We start from the raw sequence: 20,148 nt of genomic DNA on the forward strand, positions 1-20,148 counted from the left end.
TTTCGTTAGATTTTATCAAAATAAAAAACAGACAGGTATAACAGGGCAAAACACAATAACCCGATTACGGTTAAAATTATGGTCATCATACTCCGGAGGTATTAATTTGTTTGATATACTCTTTGTGTAAGCTTACCGGAAGTAATTTGGCCATCGGATACCGGTTCAGTTCCATATAATGAGAGACGGAAAAGAGGTATACATTGGTAATGGCATTTTTCATTTCGGCATTGCCTTTTTGCAACAGTTGATCGGCCAGATTCAGACATCTTTTGGTACAAACTGTTTTCCCCGATTGCAAACTTTGAATGGTAAGATTTGCCAGACGTTCCATTTTTTGAACCAGGGTTTCGTTGAATGTTTTCATAAGGATTAAAATTATTTACCGTGTTATAACCAAATGCCGATCCGAATTTTTAGAATTCGGTTTAAAGGGTTGATTTTACGGGGATTATTTTTTTAACGGACTTATGCCAAACGAAAAACCCTATCAAAACGATAGGGTTGGTACTTTCAAAACGATAGGGTTTTTTATTGGATACGGTATTCGTCCAGTTTGCGGTAGAGCGTTGTTAGCGCAATATTGAGTAATCGTGCTGTTTCGGTTTTGTTTCCGTTGGTATGATTCAGCACTTTTTGGATGTGTATTTTTTCGGCTGCAGCCAATGAAAAAGCAGATAGGATCGTAGTAGTGTCATTTCCGGTTTCATTTTGCAATTGCTGTAATTCCAGCGGCAAACTACTAGGGGTTAGCGTTGTTTCGGTTTCCAGAATCACACTTCGCTCGATGATGTTTTTTAATTCGCGGATATTTCCGGGCCAGGTATGCCGTTTTAAAAGTTGCAGGCAATCGTCGGAAATGGTTTTGATTTTTTTATTGGTTCGGATACTAAAAAACTGAAGAAAGTTTAGAGCCAGTTGTTCAATGTCGGAAGGCCGGTCTTTTAAAGCCGGAAGCGGAATCTGAAACACGGATAATCGGTAATATAAATCCTGTCGGAAGTGTCCATTTTCGATTTCTTTGAGCAGATTTCGATTGGTGGCGGCAATGATACGTACGTTTACTTGGGTCACTTTACTTTCGCCCACTTTAATAAACTCCCCGTTTTCGAGTACGCGTAAAAGCTTGGCCTGTAAATCCAAAGGCATTTCGCCGATTTCATCAAGGAAAATCGTACCGTTATGGGCTTCTTCAAAAAGTCCTTTTTTGTCTTTATTGGCTCCGGTAAAAGCACCGGCGATATGACCAAACATTTCACTTTCCAACAAGTCATGACTAAAAGCCGAACAGTTAATTGCGACAAAATTTTTATTTTTTCGTTCTCCGGATTGATGAATCGCCTGTGCGAAAACTTCTTTTCCGGTGCCGGTTTCACCGGTTAGTAACACGGTTGTATCGGTTACAGCGACTTTTTTGGCCAGTTCGATCGCTTGCAGTAACGTTTTTGAATTTCCAATGATGCCGTTAAACGAAAATTTGGTTTCCAGTCGGGCTTCCAGTTGAGCAACCCGTTTGGTTAGTGCGCTTTTTTCGATAGCCCGGTGTAACAACGGAATGATCTTATTGTTATCGTCACCTTTTACGATATAATCGAAGGCTCCGTTTTTAATCGCCTGTACGCCATCGGGAATATTCCCGTAAGCGGTAAGTAGAATCACCTCGACATTTGGATATTTTTCCTTGATTGTTTGGGTGAGTTCCACGCCATTACCATCGGGAAGCTTTACGTCGCATAGAACAACATCAATTGGATTTTGCTCCAGTTTTTTTAAACCGGATTTACAATCGCCAGCCTGGAAGACTTCAAAATTTTCCAAACCGATAATGCGCGCCATCAGGGAACGCAGTTTTTCTTCATCGTCTATGATCAGTATTTTTTTCAAGGGAAAAGGCTTAAATGCAAAGCAAAGTTATTAAATAAGTATATAGAAAGACCTGTCAGGTTTCAAAAACCTGACAGGTCTGCTATAATTGATATAAAAAAACAAAACTTACCTAGTCTAAAAAACGAACGAGGTTTATAAATCCGGTTTTTAGCGGATTAGAATTTATTTTCCACTTCTGCTGCCTGAAGCATCAGATAGTGTAGATCGGTATTTTTTACAAATGGTTTTAGTAAATCGCTACCCGGACCAAACATAGCCAGCTCTACATAATCGGCGGAGTGATCCATACTGATCCAGCCCACAGAGTTTGTTTTTTGCTGCATTTCGGAAAACGCTTTATACGGTAGCTTTTTGTAGTTATACAAGCCATCTTCCTTATGTAGGCCGTCGTAATAGCTTAAAACGGTTTTGGCATCCTCATCGGTTATCGTCTTACCGTTGGCATGTTCGATAATGTCGTGAACCTGTTTTACCGTCGATTGCGGACTAATAGAGTTTAGAATCCACTCGTTGGTTTGGGTATAGTTCTGAATACTGTCGAAGTTCGCATTGGCGTATTTACCATAAATCACACCCGGGTTTGCATTTCCGTGATCGGTTGTAATGATCACTAAGGTTTCCTTATCTTTTTCGGCAAAATCGATGGCCACTTTTACAGCTTCATCAAACGCCACCTGATCGTAAATCAACGCACCGATATCGTTGGCATGTGCCGCCCAATCCACTTTTCCGCCTTCAATCTGCAGTACAAAACCATTTTTATGATTCTTCATGCGATCGATCGCTTTTTGTGCCATTTCGGCTAAAGTCGGGATATTTTCGGTTAATTCTTTGCTGCTTTTACGGTCGATGCTATACGGTAAGGCATCATCATAAAACACACCCAAAATCGGTTTATTGGTATCGGCGGCCAACATTTCGTTACGGCTACGCGCTACCTGATACCCTTTGGCTTTATAAGCCGCATACATATCTTTTTTATCTTTTCGGATTTCCGGACTGAAATAATTGTTTCCACCACCCATCATGATATCAAATCCCAGTTCCAGATATTGTTCGGCAATATCTTCCTGTGCATTACGACTTTTGCTGTTTACACAAAAACCGGCCGGAGTGGCATGCGTAATCGGAACAGTGGTTACACAACCCGCCATTTTTCCGGATTTTTTAAATTTTTGCCAGATCGGCATATGTATTTCCCCGTTAGGACCTACGTTAAGCGAACCGTTATTTACACGGAAACCACCACCCCAGGAAGAACTTCCCGCAGAAGAATCCGTAACAATCGAACTCGCCGAAGCGGTATCCATCAACGCACGGTTAATACGGCTGTCGCGGTATAACTGTAACCAATTGGAACCGTGACCCATTTTGCGATTCAGGTATAAATCGGCCATATTTAAAGTTCCGGTACTCATTCCGTCGCTTACCAGGAAAATGATGTTTTTTGCTTTTTTATTTTTTCGAACCGTGTCAAATTCAAGTGTATTGGAAACGGCATCCAGTGGATTTACCAAAGCAGCGCCTAAAGTAAAAATCGAACCGTTTCTGAAAAATCTCCTTCTGTCCATGTTGTATAATGCTGTAATTAGGCTCCAAAGGTAAAAAACAATTGGTTAAGCCGTTTTATCTTAGTGTTATTTTAAGTAAAAAGAGCCTTATTATGAGGCTCTTTTCTTAATTTGATTCTTATTTTTATTCAAAATCTACAATAACCTGATTGCGGATGATGTCTTCGAAAGTTTCCCGCTCGCGAATCAGGTGCGCTTTTCCGTTATACCAAAGCACTTCGGCCGGACGGACTCTCGAATTGTAATTGGACGACATCGAAAAACAATAGGCGCCGGCATTGCGGAAACACAGGATATCGCCTTCTTTGATTTCGGAAATCCGACGGTTACTGCCAAAGGTATCGGTTTCGCAGATATAACCCACAACGGTATAAAAACGCTCTTTTCCTTTTGGATTAGAGATGTTTTCGATATGATGTTGCGATCCGTAAAACATCGGACGAATCAGGTGGTTAAAACCACTGTCGATACCCGCAAAAACGGTTGAGGTGGTTTGTTTGACCACGTTCACTTTAGCCAGAAAATAACCGGCTTCGCTCACCAGAAATTTACCCGGTTCGAAAGCCAGCGTCAGTTCGCGACCGTATTCTTTGCAAAAAGTATTAAAACGACGGGACAATTTTTTACCCAGTTCTTCGACATTGGTTTCGATATCGCCTTTTTTATACGGTACTTTAAAGCCGCTTCCGAAGTCGATAAATTCCAGTTCTTTAAAATGACTGGCCGTTTCAAATAAGATTTCGGCTGCATATAAAAACACCTCGATGTCCAGAATATCCGAACCGGTGTGCATATGAATCCCGTTGATGTGCATTTGTGTATTTTCGATAATCCGTAGCAAATGGGGTAACTGATGAATCGAAATGCCGAATTTACTATCGATATGGCCTACGGAAATATTCGAGTTACCGCCCGCCATGACATGTGGATTGATTCGGATACAAACCGGAGTGGTTGGATGTTTGGCTCCGAATTGTTCCAGAATGGATAGATTATCGATATTGATCTGAACACCCAGTTGTGCTACTTCCTCGATTTCTTCCATCGAAACCCCGTTAGGCGTATAGATGATTCGTTCGGGTGTAAAGCCTGCAAGTAAGCCTAACTGTACCTCCTGGATAGATACCGTATCAAGCCCTGATCCCATCTTCTTCAGTAGCTTAAGAACAGATAGGTTCGACAATGCCTTGACTGCATAATTAATGCGCAACTTTTCCACCTTGGAAAAAGCATTGGTTAAACGTTGGTACTGTGATTGCATTTTTTCGGCGTCGTATACATATACAGGACTGCCAAATTCTTCCGCTACTGAAAGTAAATGATTGATTTGCATGCGCTATAAAATTTGTTAATAATAACAAATATAAAAATCATCCGGTTTGCGTTGGAGTAGGTATGAATAATTAGTAAATAAGTTGAAAATGCTGAAAAAAAAATAGTATTTCGATTCTTTTGCTGTTTTTTATTGTTGAAATGATAATGAATTTCCGGATTTAATAAAAGGGTAGTGTGTAATCATGACTTTGAAATGTCGTTGATTTAGAACGATTTAGTCAGATGAAATAAAAAACCGCTAACAGTGTGATACTTTTAGCGGTTGTAATTGTAATATAACAAAAAGTTTTAAAATGTCATTTTCTGTAAGGTTTCCAATACATACGAATGCATCACTTCGCGATAATCAAGGTGTGTTACGAGACGTAATTTCCCTTTACCCATCGAACTGATAAAGATGTTTTTCTGTTTTAGCTTTTCGATGATAGCATTCTCGTTATACTGTGGTTTCACCGAAAAAATAAGAATATTGGTTTCCACGGGTTCTACTTTGGCTACCCAGGGTAAGTCCTTTAAAACCGAACCGATTTGTCGGGCTCTGCGATGATCTTCTTCCAGTCGGCCAACATGATGTTGCAGGGCATAAAGACCCGCCGCAGCCAGATAACCGGCCTGACGCATACCGCCACCAAAGATTTTACGAATCCGGAGTGCTTTATGCATATCCTCACGGCTTCCCAATAATACCGATCCTACCGGAGCACCCAAACCTTTGGACAAACAAACCGAAATCGTATCGAATAACTCGCCATATTGTTTCGGATGCTGACGTTTGGCTACCAAAGCATTCCACAAACGGGCGCCGTCCAAATGGTATTTCAGACCATGATCGCGACAAACCTGTCGAATGCGTTTTAATTCTTCAATATCATAACAGGCACCACCGCCTTTATTGGTTGTGTTTTCGATGCTTACCAAACTCGTTAACGGACTGTGGTAAAATTCCGGATCGTTGATGTTGGCTTCCACCTGACTGGCGGTTATCATACCGCGGTCACCATCAACAAGACAACAGGAAACCCCGCTGTTAAAGGAAGCACCACCACCTTCGTAATGAAAAATGTGGGACCATTTGTCACATATAATTTGTTCACCGGGATTGGTGTGTAATTTTATTGCGGTTTGATTGGCCATCGTTCCGGAAGGGAAAAAAAGCGCAGCTTCCATTCCGAACAGATCCGCTACGGTTTCTTCCAATTCGATCACCGTGGGATCCTGCTTATACACGTCGTCACCCACTTTAGCCCGGAACATTTGCTGTAGCATTTCGGGAGTAGGCTTTGTAACGGTATCGCTAACTAAATTTATTTCCATATATTTAAAAAGGAATGTCTATTTTTGCGGGTATAAAACTACGATATTTATGGTAAATACCGAACAGATTAAGGATATTATTGAGCGCCTTGGTGCGTTAAGGAGGTATCTTTGACATCGATAAAAAACAGATAGAGATTACCAACGAAGAAGAGAAAACCTTTGCGCCCGACTTTTGGAATAACGCCAAAGAAGCGGAACTTATTGTTAAAAATATCCGTTCCAAGAAAAAATGGGTAGACGATTATGAAAAAGGAGTCGCTTTGGCCGAAGAGCTTCAGATCATTCAGGAGTTTTTTAAAGAAGGCGATGCGACCGAAGAGGAGTTGGACCAACAATACGAACTGACCAACACGCATATTGAAAACCTGGAATTCCGAAACATGCTTTCGGATGAGGGTGACAGTATGAGTGCCGTACTTCAGATTACGGCCGGAGCGGGCGGAACCGAAAGTTGCGACTGGGCTGCCATGCTGATGCGAATGTATCTGATGTGGGGGGAAAGTCAGGGCTATAAAATCAAAGAACTAAACTTCCAGGAAGGCGAGGTTGCCGGTGTCAAAACCGTAACCCTTGAATTTGAAGGCGATTATTCTTTTGGTTATTTAAAAGGAGAGAACGGTGTACACCGATTGGTGCGTATATCGCCTTTCGACAGTAATGCAAAACGGCATACTTCTTTTGCATCGGTTTATGTTTATCCGTTGGCCGATGATACGATCGAAATCGAGATTAGCCCGTCGGATATTTCGTGGGAAACCATGCGTTCGAGTGGTGCAGGAGGACAAAATGTAAACAAAGTGGAAACCGCGGTACGTTTACGTCACCATCCAACCGGGATTATTATTGAAAATTCCGAAACCCGTTCGCAATTGGATAATAAAACCAAAGCGATGCAGTTGTTAAAATCGCAATTGTATGAAATCGAATTGAAAAAGCGTCAGGCCAAACGAGACGAGATCGAAGCCAATAAGATGAAAATCGAATGGGGATCGCAAATCCGAAACTATGTGATGCATCCGTATAAACTGGTAAAAGATGTTCGAACCGGTTATGAAACCAGCGATGTTGACGGAGTGATGGATGGCGAACTGGATGAGTTTTTAAAAGCCTATCTGATGATGATGGGACAAAAAGATACCACCAATAATTCTTAAAAAATACCGCCTCTAACACCTGACAGGTTTCCAAAACCTGTCAGGTGTAAAAAGGAAAGTATACAAATAAAAAAGGGCTACATATTGTAGCCCTTTTTCTGTATTAGTTGATGATCACTTTTCTGGTAGTAGACTGATTTTCGGCAGCCATTTTTACAAAGTAGAATCCTTGTGGTAAGTTTTCCAAGGTATAGGTGCCTTGGTTTCCGGTAGGATTTTTGATTTGTTGTAGTACTTGTCCGTTAAGGGTAATCAGTGTGATTTCGTCCAATGCTTTTTCCGATTGAATAGCAATACGGTTGGTATTCGACGGATTCGGATATACCGTAACTGCGGCCAATGCATCGAAAGTATCGGTAGCCAGTGCCTGACCCCAGATCATTGCTACATATTCTGGATGATCAATATAAGGGTTACGATTGCCCTGAAAAGCATAAATCGCATTGTTACGGGCAATTTCACGCGGACTTACCGGATCCTGATTGTGCCAGGTTAATAATATATTTTTAAACCAGTTACTCAGTGCCTGATTGCTGGTGTTGTTAAGCATCGCATGATTCCAGGTGGCTACTTTATCTTCATAACGGGTTACGAAATACAACAAACAACGGGCTACATCTCCTTTAAACTCGTCGATCGGTTCAAAGGCTTTTCCGGAATATCCAGAGGTAGTATTATTTCCTAATTTCGAACCGTTTCTAGACGTCCAGGTCGGGTTGCTTACTATTCCAAATGGATAATTGCTACGCATACCGTTTACTTTTCCATCGGTCGGTAAAATATGGTGTGCATCCGATACCATTGGCGAAGCTTCGTTAAAAACACTTTGTGGCATTAAGTGCTCGCGGTTAAAACAATCACCTTCATTGGCATAGTTTCCACAACGGTCACCAGTAACAGTCGCAGAATAATTGTAAAAATCCGGGCCATCCGGTTTTTCAGAATAGATATCCAGAATAGTACCGTCGTTTTCATAAAAATAATCGCGATCGGATGTCTGGTAACAGGTGTAAAGCGCATTATAACTTTTGGCGCTATGTCCTTTAATGATGTTGTACAACTGCGTTTTTAGTGTATAACCCGTTCCGGTGGCGGAATTGTAATACCCTTGAGGAATCTGGGCAAACGAGGTTACTACCGACATTAAAAATGCAGATAGGTAAATTTTTGTCATAGTGGATTAATTTTGGACGGCAAATGTAAGTTGTTTATCCGGGAGCGAAAAGAATTTTAACTGTTAAAGTTTTTTAAAATAATAAGAAGTTAAATGATTGGGCTTTAAATTATTAGTATACATATTTGATAATTCTGGAAATATTTATAGGAATAAAGGCACATGATAACGTGGCGATAATTTTTGGCCTGATTATTGTCTTATATTTGTTATAATCTATAAAACCAAAATAAATATGAAAAAGATAATTCTACTTTTAACCGTTGTAGCCGCTTTTGTAATTCAGGGATGTGAAGGGCCGGAAGGGCCACAAGGACCTACAGGACCTCCGGGTGATACGATTAGTGCCGTTTATGAATTTCAGAATGTTAGTTTTAGTTATAACAGTACGGATGGCTATGTTTTTTACCGACAAATACCAGGAATGTACCAATCGGATGTAATGTTGATTTATCGTATGAATGGTACCGTTAATTCCACGACACCAATCTGGCAACAGATTCCAAGAACCTTATACCTGCCGCAGGGAGAATTGGATTATGACTTTGATTTTACCAGAACGGACTTTAATATCTATGCCGGCGGAAATTATGATTTATCGTTAACTCCGGCTTATCTTACCAATCAGACATTCCGTGTGGTAATTGTTCCGGGTTATTTTGCTAATAAAGGAGGGAAAACAGTTGATTACTCCGATTATAATGCGGTGATCAAAGCGTATAATATTGATGATTCAAAAGTGAAAGTATTAGAATAAATATATTATAGTATATAAAAAAGGAGTCAAACGACTCCTTTTTTTGTTTTTAAAATTGTTTTTTACAGGGGTTTGTTGTTAAAAAATGTATTTATTTTTGAATACACCCCTAAAAAAATAGGGGGTGATTTGTTTTTGAATTAAAAAATAATATAAATTTGCAGGGTAAAACAACTAATACAAACAAACAACACAACTTTTATGTCAACATTTCGTTTTCAGGCTTTAAAAGAGGCAAGCAGTAGAAAACCGGTAGCGGTAGAAGAACTGGAGAAAAAATCACTGATTTTTGGAAGTAATGTATTTAATGATAAGGCGATGCGTCAGTTTCTGACCAGCGAAGCGTATCAGGCGGTAAAAAATGCAGTCCAGCACGGAACAAAAATCGACAGAAGATTGGCCGATTATATCGCATTGGGAATGAAAGAGTGGGCGTTATCAAAAGGAGTAACACACTACACACACTGGTTTCAGCCGTTAACAGGAACGACAGCCGAAAAGCACGATGCTTTTTTCGAAACGTCGTTTGACGGAAGCGACCCGGTAGAAAAATTCGGAGGAAGTCAGTTGGTACAACAGGAACCGGATGCGTCCAGTTTTCCGAACGGAGGAATCCGAAATACCTTTGAAGCCAGAGGGTATACAGCCTGGGATCCAACATCACCGGCTTTTATCTTCGGAACAACACTATGTATTCCAACCGTATTTATTTCGTATACCGGAGAAGCACTGGATTATAAAACGCCTTTATTACGTGCCTTACATGCTATTGATCAGGCAGCTACAGACGTGGCGCGTTATTTCGATAAAAACGTTAAAAAAGTAACACCAACTTTAGGTTGGGAACAGGAATATTTTTTGGTTGACAGTGCTTTGGCGGCTTCAAGACCCGACATTCTGGCAACCGGAAGAACTTTATTAGGCCATACATCGGCCAAAGGACAACAATTGGAAGACCATTACTTCGGATCGATACCAACCCGTGTATTAAACTATATGAGGGATTTGGAAAACGAATGTATGTTATTGGGAATCCCGGTAAAAACACGTCACAACGAAGTGGCTCCAAACCAGTTTGAGCTGGCGCCAATTTTCGAGGAAACCAATTTAGCGGTTGATCATAACTCGTTATTGATGGATGTAATGCAAAAAGTAGCAGAGCGTCATTATTTTAAAGTGTTATTCCACGAAAAACCATTTAAAGGTGTAAACGGATCCGGAAAACACAACAACTGGTCTTTGGCAACCGATACCGGAGTGAATCTGTTAAGTCCGAGCAAAACGCCAATGAGCAATTTACAATTCCTGACCTTCTTTATCAATACCATCAAAGCGGTTTATAATAATGAAGAATTGGTACGGGCTTCGATTGCTTCTGCAAGTAATGATCATCGTTTAGGTGCGAATGAAGCGCCACCGGCTATTATTTCGGTATTCATTGGTCAGCAACTGACAAAAGTATTGGAAGAGTTGGAAGGTGTTTCAAAAGGAAAACTATCACCGGAAGAAAAAACCGATTTGAAATTAAACGTAGTTGGGAAATTACCGGATGTATTTTTGGATAATACCGACCGAAACAGAACCTCACCGTTTGCATTTACCGGAAACAAATTCGAATTCCGTGCGGTAGGATCATCGGCAAACTGTGCCAACTCGATGACGATTTTAAACACCATCGTGGCCAAACAGTTAAAAGACTTTAAAATCGAGGTGGATAACCTGATCGAAAATAAAGAAATGAAAAAAGATGATGCGATCTTCAACGTATTGAGAGAGTACATCAAACAATTCAAAAAAATCCTTTTCGAAGGTGACGGTTATAGCGAAGCCTGGGAACAGGAAGCGGCCAAAAGAGGACTAAGTAACCATAAAACAACTCCAAAAGCTTTAAAAGCGAAAGTATCCAAAGCGGCATTGGCGTTATTTGAAGAAATGGGCGTTATGAATCATGTGGAAATGGAAGCCCGTTACGAAATCGAATTGGAAGAATATGTAAAAAAGATCCAGATCGAAGGACGTGTTTTAGGTGACATTGCCCGTAACCACGTAATCCCTACAGCGATCCGTTATCAGAACACTTTGATCGAAAACGTAAAAGGATTAAAAGAGATTTTTGGAAAAGAATTTGAAACTATCGGACGCGAGCAAATTGGCTTGATCAAAGAAATTTCAGAGCACATTGCAGCAATCAATGCCAAAGTGGAAGAAATGACCGAAGAGCGCAAAAACGCCAACGAACTGTTGGAAGTAGAAAAACAGGCTGAGGCGTATTGCGAAAAAGTAAAACCATATTTTGATGTGATCCGTTATCACAGTGACAAACTGGAACTTTTGGTCGACAATGAGATTTGGACACTAACCAAATATAGGGAGTTACTTTTCACCAAATAAGGTTAGAAATCAATATATTAGTAAAAATAAGCCTCCGGAAACGGAGGCTTATTTTGTTAAAAAACAGTGCTTTTTATCCGGTTTTTTATTCCGCTTATAGAAAATCGGGTGTTTTTACGAATAAAGTCAAATGGCTGTCTTTTAGCAAAATATAAAATGGCTATCTTTGAAATGGAAAATAACCACAATTTTCCGGACTTTCAAAACAACATTTCCACATGTCGCAACCGACATAAAGGATACCCACGTATCGTATTGCTTCCTCATAATAGAAATGAAATTTTAACCAATTAAATATTTTTATTATGAAAAAAGTGATTTTTGGCATCTCCGCGATGCTGTTAACCGCAGGGGCATTTGCCCAATTTAATTTAAGCACTGTAAGCCAGACCGGAATCGGAAACATGTCGAATGTAAACCAGGCTGGACTTTTGAATATTTCCGATGTAGATCAGTTGGGATTTTTCAACAATTCTGATGTACATCAATTGGGAATTTTAAATGGTTCCGATGTCGATCAGGTAGGATGGGGAAATGACGCCAGTGTAACACAATGGGGTATTTTTAACCAATCATCCGTTTATCAGTTGGGCGCTTTTAACGATGCTACTGTAACGCAAATCGGTATTGCCAATAGTTCTGATATTCAACAAATCGGAATTGGAAACGATGCTTCCGTAATGCAAGTTGGAACGCTCAATGACGCTAATGTATTACAGGTTGGAGCTGGAAACGACGCGGCTGTGATTCAGGTAGGTACTGCCAATGTAGCCGATCAGACCCAGTTTGGAGTAGATAACACCGCTTTGGCTGTTCAGGCCGGAACCGGAAACCATTCAACACAAATGCAAGTGGGTGAGGATAATACGGCTATTGCTTTCCAAACCGGAACCGGTAACCAATCTTACCAATTCCAGTTAGGCGACGATAATATGGCGGTTCACACTCAGGACGGATTCTATAATATGGCAATAACCACTCAGGCCGGCGACGCCAACCTATCTTTAATTAATCAGGATGGTGCGTTAAACTTTGCCTGGACCAATCAAACCGGTTTAGGACAAATGAGTTTTGTAAACCAGGCTGGTATTGCTAACGTATCTTTAGTAAACCAATCAAATTAATCCCATAGAAAAGAGGAGAGGTAACTGCAAAGCGATCTCTCCTTTTTCCTCCTAAATAACAATGCCATGAAAAAGACGGTAACATACGGATTGCTGATGGTTTTGTTTTCCTGTAACCTTCAGGCACAGGACGAGCAGGATTTTAAACAATTCGGACTGCAAAAGCAGCAGGAAGCCGTACAAAAGGCTCAAAAAGAAAAAAATGTTGCTGGAAATAATACGGTAACGATTCAGCAGATAGGTTATCAGAATTATACCAACATAGCCGTTAAAGCCCAACAATCCAACATCGATGTAAAGCAGTTGGGCAATCAAAATAACCTGGATCTGTATAAAAATGCCAGGGAGATCAATCAGTCATTGATTCAGAAAGGAAACAACAACAAGATCAATGACTTTTCCGCCAATCCGTATAGCGCGAGCAACAATCAGATACTCCAATACGGAAACAATTTGAATTATACCAGCTACGGATCGAATTCGATATCCGATGACATGAAAATCATCCAAAGAGGGAATTCCGGATCCATACTTATCTTAAACCGATAACAGCGCCATCATGAAACCAATCTACCCACTTTTAGTACTACTGTTTGCCTTTTCATTTTCCGGTTATACTCAGATTATGAACAAAGAGGTTAAAGCCAAAATCGAAACTTCCGAATTAGAAAATATGCTGTCGGTTACCGGAACGGCCGAAAATGTAACGGAAATACACAAAAGTTTGCGTTACAAACTAACGGTCATCAAAAAGAATAAAAGAAGTAAAAACCTTTCGAACAATTCGCAGGACGGCCGGTTTACTCTGGCGCCAAACGAAAAAAAAGTACTGTCCAAAACCCAGGTCAACATTTCCAAAGAAGACGAAACCATTCTGTTGTTACTCATCTATGATGAAAACGATAAGATTATCGGAAAAGACCGTATCGTGGTAGGCGAAACCGATAAAGCCGAACAACCTGCCGATGGACTGGAACTGATGGGAATTGTATCGGACGAAACCAAGACCAAGTTCGGAAAGGAATTCTACGACTATTTCTACGGGAAATATCAGGAAAAAAAACTCAATGCCCGTAAAATCGTAAAAGTAGAAGAAGAACTTAGTTTCGGACGCACTACCCGAATCCGGGTGGTCATTGATAATGATTTGATAAACGAATTTGTTTCGCGACCCGATGAGGATTTCCTGCTCTATATGGCCGAGGATTCCATCGCAAAACTGATCAAATATTTTCAGGATGTCGAAAAACAAAAACAATATATAACACAGTATTAATTCTAGCTTTTGCAGTATGAAAACAATCGTTTTTTTAGTGATGATGACGCTTTCCGGAGTCTATGCAACGGCACAGGATCTGGTTTACAAACCGATAAATCCGGCCTTTGGAGGCGACACCTTTAATTACCAGTGGTTACTCAATTCTGCCGATTCGCAGAACAAGTTTAAAGAACCGACAAGCGATTTGTACAAACCGCAGACAGAATTGGAACGATTCAAAGAAAATTTAAACAACCAGTTGTTAAACTATATATCGCGTTCACTATTTCAGCAACAATATGGCGACGGTACCACAACAGGAGGTACGGGAACGGGAACGGGCACAGGAACCGGCGGACTTCAGCAGGGAACCTATGTTTTTGGAAGCCTTTCGGTCGAAATATACCCGTCTAATCTCGGTGTCGTCGTGAACATACTCGATATCACAACCGGTGAACAAACTCAAGTAATCATTCCAGGGAATTAATATGAAAAGAGCACCATTACTTTCGTTATTACTGGTACTAACCTTATCGGGTTGCGGCGCCTATTTTAACCAACCGGTTGGCGTCGAAAAAGCCGCCATCGGTGAGCCAACCCCGTCGACCAGTGCCTTAAAATCGCTACCGCCTCCTAAGGAACCGGTAGTGATCGGAGTCTATAAATTTAGAGACCAAACCGGACAATACAAACCCACCGAAACGGGAAGTACTTTTAGTACGGCTGTTACGCAGGGCGCGACCTCTATCCTGATAAAAGCATTGGAAGACTCCAAATGGTTTACGCCCATTGAAAGGGAAAATCTGGCAAACCTGATGAACGAACGCAATATTATCCGTTCTACCCGACAGGAATACAACAAAGATCAGAATGCGCCCGAAATGCAATTGGCACCTTTGCTGTATGCCGGTGTATTATTGGAAGGCGGCGTGATTTCATACGATTCGAATATCATTACCGGTGGCTATGGCGCCCGTTATTTTGGCGCAGGCGGATCGACCCGTTACAAACAGGATCGGATTACGATTTACCTACGTCTGGTGTCGACTTCAAACGGGAAAATATTGAAAACGATTTATGTTTCGAAAACAATCCTGTCGCAATCGGTAGATGCAAGTCTGTTCCGCTATGTCGATTTTAAACGATTGTTGGAAGTGGAAACCGGATTTACCAAAAATGAACCGATCCAGATGGCGATTACCGAAGCCATCGAAAAAGGAGTGGAAGGACTTATTATCGAAGGAATCCGCGATAATATCTGGGAAGCCAAAGCACCCATTGCAAAGTTAACCGAGTTGATCAATAATTATGATGCGGAAAAACAGGAAGCCGATGTCTCCGCATTATACGGTCGGCATTTCACGGAACGTCGGGCGCGTTATGGCGTTGAAATCGGAGGCGGAACAACTTTGATCAACGGCGATTATCCGAATGCCGAGTTAAAACCGATGATCCGCGGTGGATTAAAATATTTTTTCTGGCCGAATTTTAACCTGAGTGCGACCTTAAGTCCGTCGTGGTTTGGGAATAAAAACTACCTCGATGTGGGCTATCTCATCGGTGATCTGAATTTCGAGTTATTGGTTTTACCCTACGACCGGTGTACGCCCTATATCTACGGCGGCGGTGGAATGGGAATCAATAGTGCCTACGAAAACCTGCATACGAAAATACAGTTTGGACTGGGCGTGGAGTATCTGCTGACGGATAACTTCGGTATAAAACTATACGGCGAAAACAATATTACCTTTTCGGATAAAGTCGATTATCTGGTGATGGGAAAAAGAGACGATTATTATTGGCGTTTTGGAGCCGGGATTACCTATTATTTTCCAAAACAAAAGTATCCCAATAAAGCAATTAAAAAACATGTAGAAGAAAGTAAACGCGCTACAGGTTATACCAACGGCTTTCCGGAAAACTAAAAGAAAGGGATATGAAAATAGTAATCAGAATAGGACTGTTGCTAATGCTTTTTGGGATCGCATGGTCCTGCAGTCAGGAAGAATTTATTGAAAAAGGACAGGGAATTGTCAAGGGAAGAGTGGTCGAATCGGAAACTTTTACACCCATTCCCAACGCCCGGGTATCGTCCAGTCCAAGTACCAGTACGGTTTTTACCGATTCGTCGGGTTATTATACCGTGACGCAGGTTAACGAAGGCGATTATTCGTTCGAAGCCCGAAAAGACGGCTATATTGCCAAATTTGAAGCCGTACACGTCAATACCGGCGGAACCACCGAGATGGTCTTTGAACTGGTTAAACAACAGCAGGCCAATTTGCCGCCAACGGTTCCGGTTTTGACCACACCAACCGATAATGCATTGGATCAGTCGCTGGAAGTGACGCTTAAATGGACGTGTACCGATCCGGAACAGGATGCGATCACCTACAAAGTTACCTTGCGAAATGATACCAATAATAATGTCGTGACGTATGATGCTATCACGACGACCAGTTTTACGCTGACGAACCTGAATTATAGCACCAAATATTACTGGCAGGTTACGGCAAACGATGGTATTAATGCGGATGTGAATAGTCTTACAAGTTCCTTCCGAACCCTGATGTTTCCGAATGCCCGTTATCTTTTTGTGCGGAAAGCTGGCGATAACAATGTAATTTTTACAGCCGATGATTCCGGAAATGAATTGCAAATCACTTCGGATGCAACCAATAGCTTCCGACCACGCAAAAATACACAGGCCAACAAAATAGCCTTTATCAGAACCACCGGCGGACAAGGGCATATTTATACGATGCGACCCGACGGTTCCAGTGAATTTAAAGTAACGAGCAATGTACCGGTGGCTGGATTTAATCTGGATTATTATAATTATTGCTGGCGCGCCAATGGTAGTCAGCTGATTTACTCCAATTTCGATAAATTATACCGAATTAACGCAGACGGAAGTGGTTTAATCCAATTATACCAAACACCGAATGGGAAATTTATATCGGAATGTGACTGGAGTTACGACGGCAATCGTATTGCGCTTAAAGTGAATGATCTTAGCGGTTATAATGTTGAAATTTATGTGATTGATATGTCCGGAAATGTCGTGGCAAATGTGTTATCCGGCGTTAATGGTGCCGCCGGAGGCTTGCATTTGTCGGTAAATAATACCAAACTGGTATTTACCAGAGACGTTTCCGGCTACCAAAGCAGCGATTACCGCCAATTGGACAACCGAATATTTATGTACGATTTTACAACCAATGCAACCACCGAAGTCGCAGTGCAACGTCCGGCCGGATACAACGATCTTGATGTGCGCTTTTCACCAAATGAAGCCGAGTTGATCTTTGTGAGTACGTCCAACGATGGCGTATCGCCGCGCACGATTACAAAATATACGATGGGAACATCGAATTCCCGGACAACACTGTTTAGCAACGGTGTGATGCCCGACTGGAAATAAACGTCCACCTCTTTCTTTTTGGTAAAGGCGTGTCTCTTGAACATTCGGGATGCGCCTTTATTATTTTCGCGAATAAAACATCGGAATACTTTTAAAATTCACCGGAATATCGTTAATTCGTTACAGTAAACTACTGAAATGAAAACGTTTTTAGCCCTTTTTCTTTTCCTTACGGCTGCGTTTAGCGCATCGGCACAGGAATCATTTGTTGTCTATTTCGAAAGCAACAAACACGAACCAAATAAAAAAGAAATGCTCCGACTGGAAAGCTGGATGCAACAAAATGCCACATCCAAAATCGTCGCGATTAACGGATTTACAGACGAAGATGGAACCACGGCCTATAACGATACGCTGGCTCAGAAACGGGTGTCCTATATTTATGATCTGGTAAAAGAAAAAGTGAAAACCCGGGACGATTTTAAAACCCGCAGTTTCGGAGAAAGTCACAAACAATCTAAAATCAAAGCCGAAAACCGGAAAGTAACCATCCATTATATCCTGGCAAAAGACCTGTCGCGGGAAAATGAAATATTAGGGATTAAACCGGTTACGCAAGTGCAAAGAGTCGGATTACCATTGGATGCATCACTGGAATTACAGGTACAACGTGCCGCAGTAGGAGATAAACTAAAACTGGAGAATCTTAATTTTTACGAAAATACCTTTGCTATTTTACCCGAATCCCGACCGAAAATGTTTGAGTTACTGGAGATCATGAAGAAGAATCCGAAACTAAAAATCCAGATTCAGGGACATATCTGCTGTATGCCAAACGATCGGGCCGATTTGTCGACCAAACGCGCCAAAGCCATCCGAATGTTTTTAGAAGCACACGGAATCGACAAAAGCCGGGCGACCTTTAAAGGATTCGGAAGTACGCAACCGATCAATCCACTACCGGAAAAAAATGAAGAAGAACGTGCGGCCAACAGAAGAGTGGAAATTGAAATCATAGAAAACTAAGCGGAATATTTTCAAATCCGCATTTTTTTCAAATTCCACATTTTAGAGTATCTTTGCGGAACAACAACACACACAAAAAATACATGAGTTCTGATACGAGTAAACGTTACAGTTTAAGAGGCGTTTCTGCCGCCAAAGAAGATGTGCATAATGCCATTAAAAACATTGATAAAGGGCTCTTCCCGAAAGCATTCTGCAAAATAGTACCCGATTACCTGACCAATGACGACGATTATTGCTTGATCATGCATGCCGACGGTGCCGGTACAAAATCCTCATTAGCGTATTTATACTGGAAAGAAACCGGTGATATGTCGGTTTGGAAAGGCATTGCGCAAGATGCTTTGATTATGAATATCGACGACCTGTTATGTGTGGGAGCGGTCGATAACATTATGTTGTCGTCTACCATCGGACGAAACAAAAACCTGATTCCGGGCGACGTAATTTCGGCCATTATCAACGGAACAGAAGAACTGATCACCGAATTAAAATCGTTTGGCGTAACCATTCATTCCACCGGAGGCGAAACCGCCGATGTAGGCGATTTGGTACGTACCCTGATTGTCGATTCGACCGTAACGGCACGAATGAAACGCGCCGATGTGATCGATAATGCCAATATTAAAGCCGGTGACGTAATTGTAGGTTTGGCTTCTTTTGGACAGGCAACGTACGAAACCGAATACAATGGCGGAATGGGAAGTAATGGACTAACATCGGCTCGTCATGACGTATTCCATAACTATCTGGCGCAAAAATACCCGGAAAGTTTTGATGCTTCCGTACCGGCAGATTTGGTGTATTCCGGAAATGTGAAACTAACGGATGCGGTTGAAAACGCACCGATCGATGCCGGAAAACTGGTTTTATCGCCTACGCGTACCTACGCACCGGTGATCAAAAAAATACTGGAAAAATATAAGGCAGATCAAATCCACGGAATGGTACATTGTAGTGGTGGCGCACAAACCAAAATCTTACATTTTGTAGAAAACCTACACATTATAAAAGACAATCTGTTCCCGGTACCGCCTTTATTTCAATTGATTCAGGAGCAATCCAAAACCGATTGGAAAGAAATGTACCAGGTGTTTAATTGCGGTCACCGTATGGAATTATACGTGCCGGCCGAAATTGCCGAAGACATCATTGCGATTTCCAAATCGTTTAATATTGAAGCGCAAATAGTAGGACGCGTAACAGCATCCGAAACCAAAAAGCTAACGATAAACAGCGAATACGGACAATTCGAATATTAATAAAATACCAAAAGAATCCCTCAAATGAGGGATTTTTTTATAAGGAATACCGCTAAAAGAAATATCTTTGAGGAAACAAATTGACTATGAAAATCAACTTAAAAACAGGAATAGCCGAACTGGTTTTCGGAATGAAACAAAAAGATGTGGAAGCGGTTTATGGCAAACCGGATCGTCAGTATAAAGACGATGACAACAACATCATTTACCTGTATAACGCCAATTATATGCGTCTTACGTTTTATGAAGATGAAGACATGAAACTGGGCTATATTATCGGATCGCATCCCGAATTGGAATTATTTGAAAACAAACTGATCGGCAGAGCTACCAAAACGGTACAGGACGAAATTCAGGCCAAAGGAATCAAAGATTGGGAAACCGAAACATTTGATACGGTGGATAACATATTCAACGAAAGCAACTGGCTGATTTTACAATCGGAATTTGGAAAAGTTATCCGTGTTGAGGTGGGTGCGATTATCAACGATAAGGACGAATTCGACTGGAAATTCAAATCAAAATAGG

General features: G+C 41.2%; 18 protein-coding genes. 12 read left to right on the forward strand and 6 right to left on the reverse strand.

Annotated features, from left to right (window positions below):
- Nucleotides 1–85 precede the first annotated feature (85 nt).
- The 5 genes from AAFN64_RS04995 to AAFN64_RS05015 form a co-directional block, all read right to left on the reverse strand.
- Nucleotides 86–367, reverse strand: coding sequence for a hypothetical protein (locus tag AAFN64_RS04995; RefSeq protein ID WP_136402632.1), 282 nt, complete (start codon nucleotides 365–367; stop codon nucleotides 86–88).
- Nucleotides 368–531: 164 nt separating this feature from the next.
- Complete coding sequence (locus tag AAFN64_RS05000) at nucleotides 532–1,884, reverse strand: sigma-54 dependent transcriptional regulator (protein WP_347759474.1); 1,353 nt, start codon at nucleotides 1,882–1,884, stop codon at nucleotides 532–534.
- A 158-nt stretch (nucleotides 1,885–2,042) separates the two neighbouring features.
- Nucleotides 2,043–3,458 (reverse strand): alkaline phosphatase, encoded by a 1,416-nt coding sequence (locus AAFN64_RS05005; RefSeq protein ID WP_347759475.1) that lies wholly within the window; start codon nucleotides 3,456–3,458, stop codon nucleotides 2,043–2,045.
- Between the two features lie 124 nt (nucleotides 3,459–3,582).
- Nucleotides 3,583–4,791: a diaminopimelate decarboxylase gene (gene lysA, locus AAFN64_RS05010; protein ID WP_347759476.1), complete on the reverse strand. Its 1,209-nt coding sequence runs from the start codon at nucleotides 4,789–4,791 to the stop codon at nucleotides 3,583–3,585.
- Nucleotides 4,792–5,081: 290 nt separating this feature from the next.
- Complete coding sequence (locus tag AAFN64_RS05015; protein WP_347759477.1) at nucleotides 5,082–6,107, reverse strand: GntG family PLP-dependent aldolase; 1,026 nt, start codon at nucleotides 6,105–6,107, stop codon at nucleotides 5,082–5,084.
- 49 nt (nucleotides 6,108–6,156) lie between these two features.
- Between AAFN64_RS05015 and prfB the strand changes: the two genes are divergently transcribed.
- Nucleotides 6,157–7,264 (forward strand): peptide chain release factor 2 gene (gene prfB, locus AAFN64_RS05020; protein WP_300486564.1). Its coding sequence is split into 2 segments (ribosomal slippage): nucleotides 6,157–6,219 and nucleotides 6,221–7,264, totalling 1,107 coding nucleotides; the frame shifts between segments, so codons are not numbered across the junction.
- A 103-nt stretch (nucleotides 7,265–7,367) separates the two neighbouring features.
- Here the strand turns inward: prfB and AAFN64_RS05025 are convergent.
- Complete coding sequence (locus tag AAFN64_RS05025) at nucleotides 7,368–8,438, reverse strand: endonuclease (protein ID WP_347759478.1); 1,071 nt, start codon at nucleotides 8,436–8,438, stop codon at nucleotides 7,368–7,370.
- Nucleotides 8,439–8,673: 235 nt separating this feature from the next.
- Here AAFN64_RS05025 and AAFN64_RS05030 point away from each other — a divergent pair, with 235 nt between their 5' ends.
- The 11 genes from AAFN64_RS05030 to AAFN64_RS05080 all read left to right on the forward strand — a co-directional run bounded on the left by AAFN64_RS05030 (nucleotide 8,674) and on the right by AAFN64_RS05080 (nucleotide 20,147).
- Nucleotides 8,674–9,195 (forward strand): hypothetical protein, encoded by a 522-nt coding sequence (locus tag AAFN64_RS05030; RefSeq protein ID WP_300486570.1) that lies wholly within the window; start codon nucleotides 8,674–8,676, stop codon nucleotides 9,193–9,195.
- A 201-nt stretch (nucleotides 9,196–9,396) separates the two neighbouring features.
- Nucleotides 9,397–11,586: a glutamine synthetase III gene (locus AAFN64_RS05035; RefSeq protein WP_347759479.1), complete on the forward strand. Its 2,190-nt coding sequence runs from the start codon at nucleotides 9,397–9,399 to the stop codon at nucleotides 11,584–11,586.
- Between the two features lie 305 nt (nucleotides 11,587–11,891).
- Nucleotides 11,892–12,710: a hypothetical protein gene (locus tag AAFN64_RS05040; protein WP_347759480.1), complete on the forward strand. Its 819-nt coding sequence runs from the start codon at nucleotides 11,892–11,894 to the stop codon at nucleotides 12,708–12,710.
- Nucleotides 12,711–12,776: 66 nt separating this feature from the next.
- Nucleotides 12,777–13,259, forward strand: coding sequence for a hypothetical protein (locus AAFN64_RS05045; protein WP_347759481.1), 483 nt, complete (start codon nucleotides 12,777–12,779; stop codon nucleotides 13,257–13,259).
- Nucleotides 13,260–13,269: 10 nt separating this feature from the next.
- The gene (locus AAFN64_RS05050) at nucleotides 13,270–13,986 is read left to right on the forward strand and encodes a CsgE family curli-type amyloid fiber assembly protein (RefSeq protein ID WP_347759482.1); all 717 of its coding nucleotides are present in this window, start codon (nucleotides 13,270–13,272) and stop codon (nucleotides 13,984–13,986) included.
- A 16-nt stretch (nucleotides 13,987–14,002) separates the two neighbouring features.
- Nucleotides 14,003–14,455 carry a curli production assembly/transport component CsgF gene (locus tag AAFN64_RS05055; protein ID WP_300486584.1) on the forward strand — a complete coding sequence of 151 codons (453 nt, stop codon included), beginning with the start codon at nucleotides 14,003–14,005 and terminating at the stop codon, nucleotides 14,453–14,455.
- Between the two features lies 1 nt (nucleotide 14,456).
- Nucleotides 14,457–15,893 carry a CsgG/HfaB family protein gene (locus tag AAFN64_RS05060; protein WP_300486587.1) on the forward strand — a complete coding sequence of 479 codons (1,437 nt, stop codon included), beginning with the start codon at nucleotides 14,457–14,459 and terminating at the stop codon, nucleotides 15,891–15,893.
- A gap of 11 nt (nucleotides 15,894–15,904) precedes the next feature.
- Nucleotides 15,905–17,392 (forward strand): carboxypeptidase regulatory-like domain-containing protein, encoded by a 1,488-nt coding sequence (locus AAFN64_RS05065; protein WP_300486590.1) that lies wholly within the window; start codon nucleotides 15,905–15,907, stop codon nucleotides 17,390–17,392.
- A 138-nt stretch (nucleotides 17,393–17,530) separates the two neighbouring features.
- On the forward strand, nucleotides 17,531–18,358 hold the full coding sequence (locus AAFN64_RS05070; RefSeq protein ID WP_300486592.1) for an OmpA family protein: 828 nt from the start codon (nucleotides 17,531–17,533) through the stop codon (nucleotides 18,356–18,358).
- 83 nt (nucleotides 18,359–18,441) lie between these two features.
- The gene (locus tag AAFN64_RS05075; RefSeq protein WP_347759483.1) at nucleotides 18,442–19,620 is read left to right on the forward strand and encodes an AIR synthase related protein; all 1,179 of its coding nucleotides are present in this window, start codon (nucleotides 18,442–18,444) and stop codon (nucleotides 19,618–19,620) included.
- A gap of 86 nt (nucleotides 19,621–19,706) precedes the next feature.
- Complete coding sequence (locus AAFN64_RS05080) at nucleotides 19,707–20,147, forward strand: hypothetical protein (protein ID WP_347759484.1); 441 nt, start codon at nucleotides 19,707–19,709, stop codon at nucleotides 20,145–20,147.
- Nucleotide 20,148 lies beyond the last annotated feature (1 nt).

Source organism: Flavobacterium sp. CAU 1735, assembly GCF_039888695.1.
Classification (GTDB): domain Bacteria; phylum Bacteroidota; class Bacteroidia; order Flavobacteriales; family Flavobacteriaceae; genus Flavobacterium.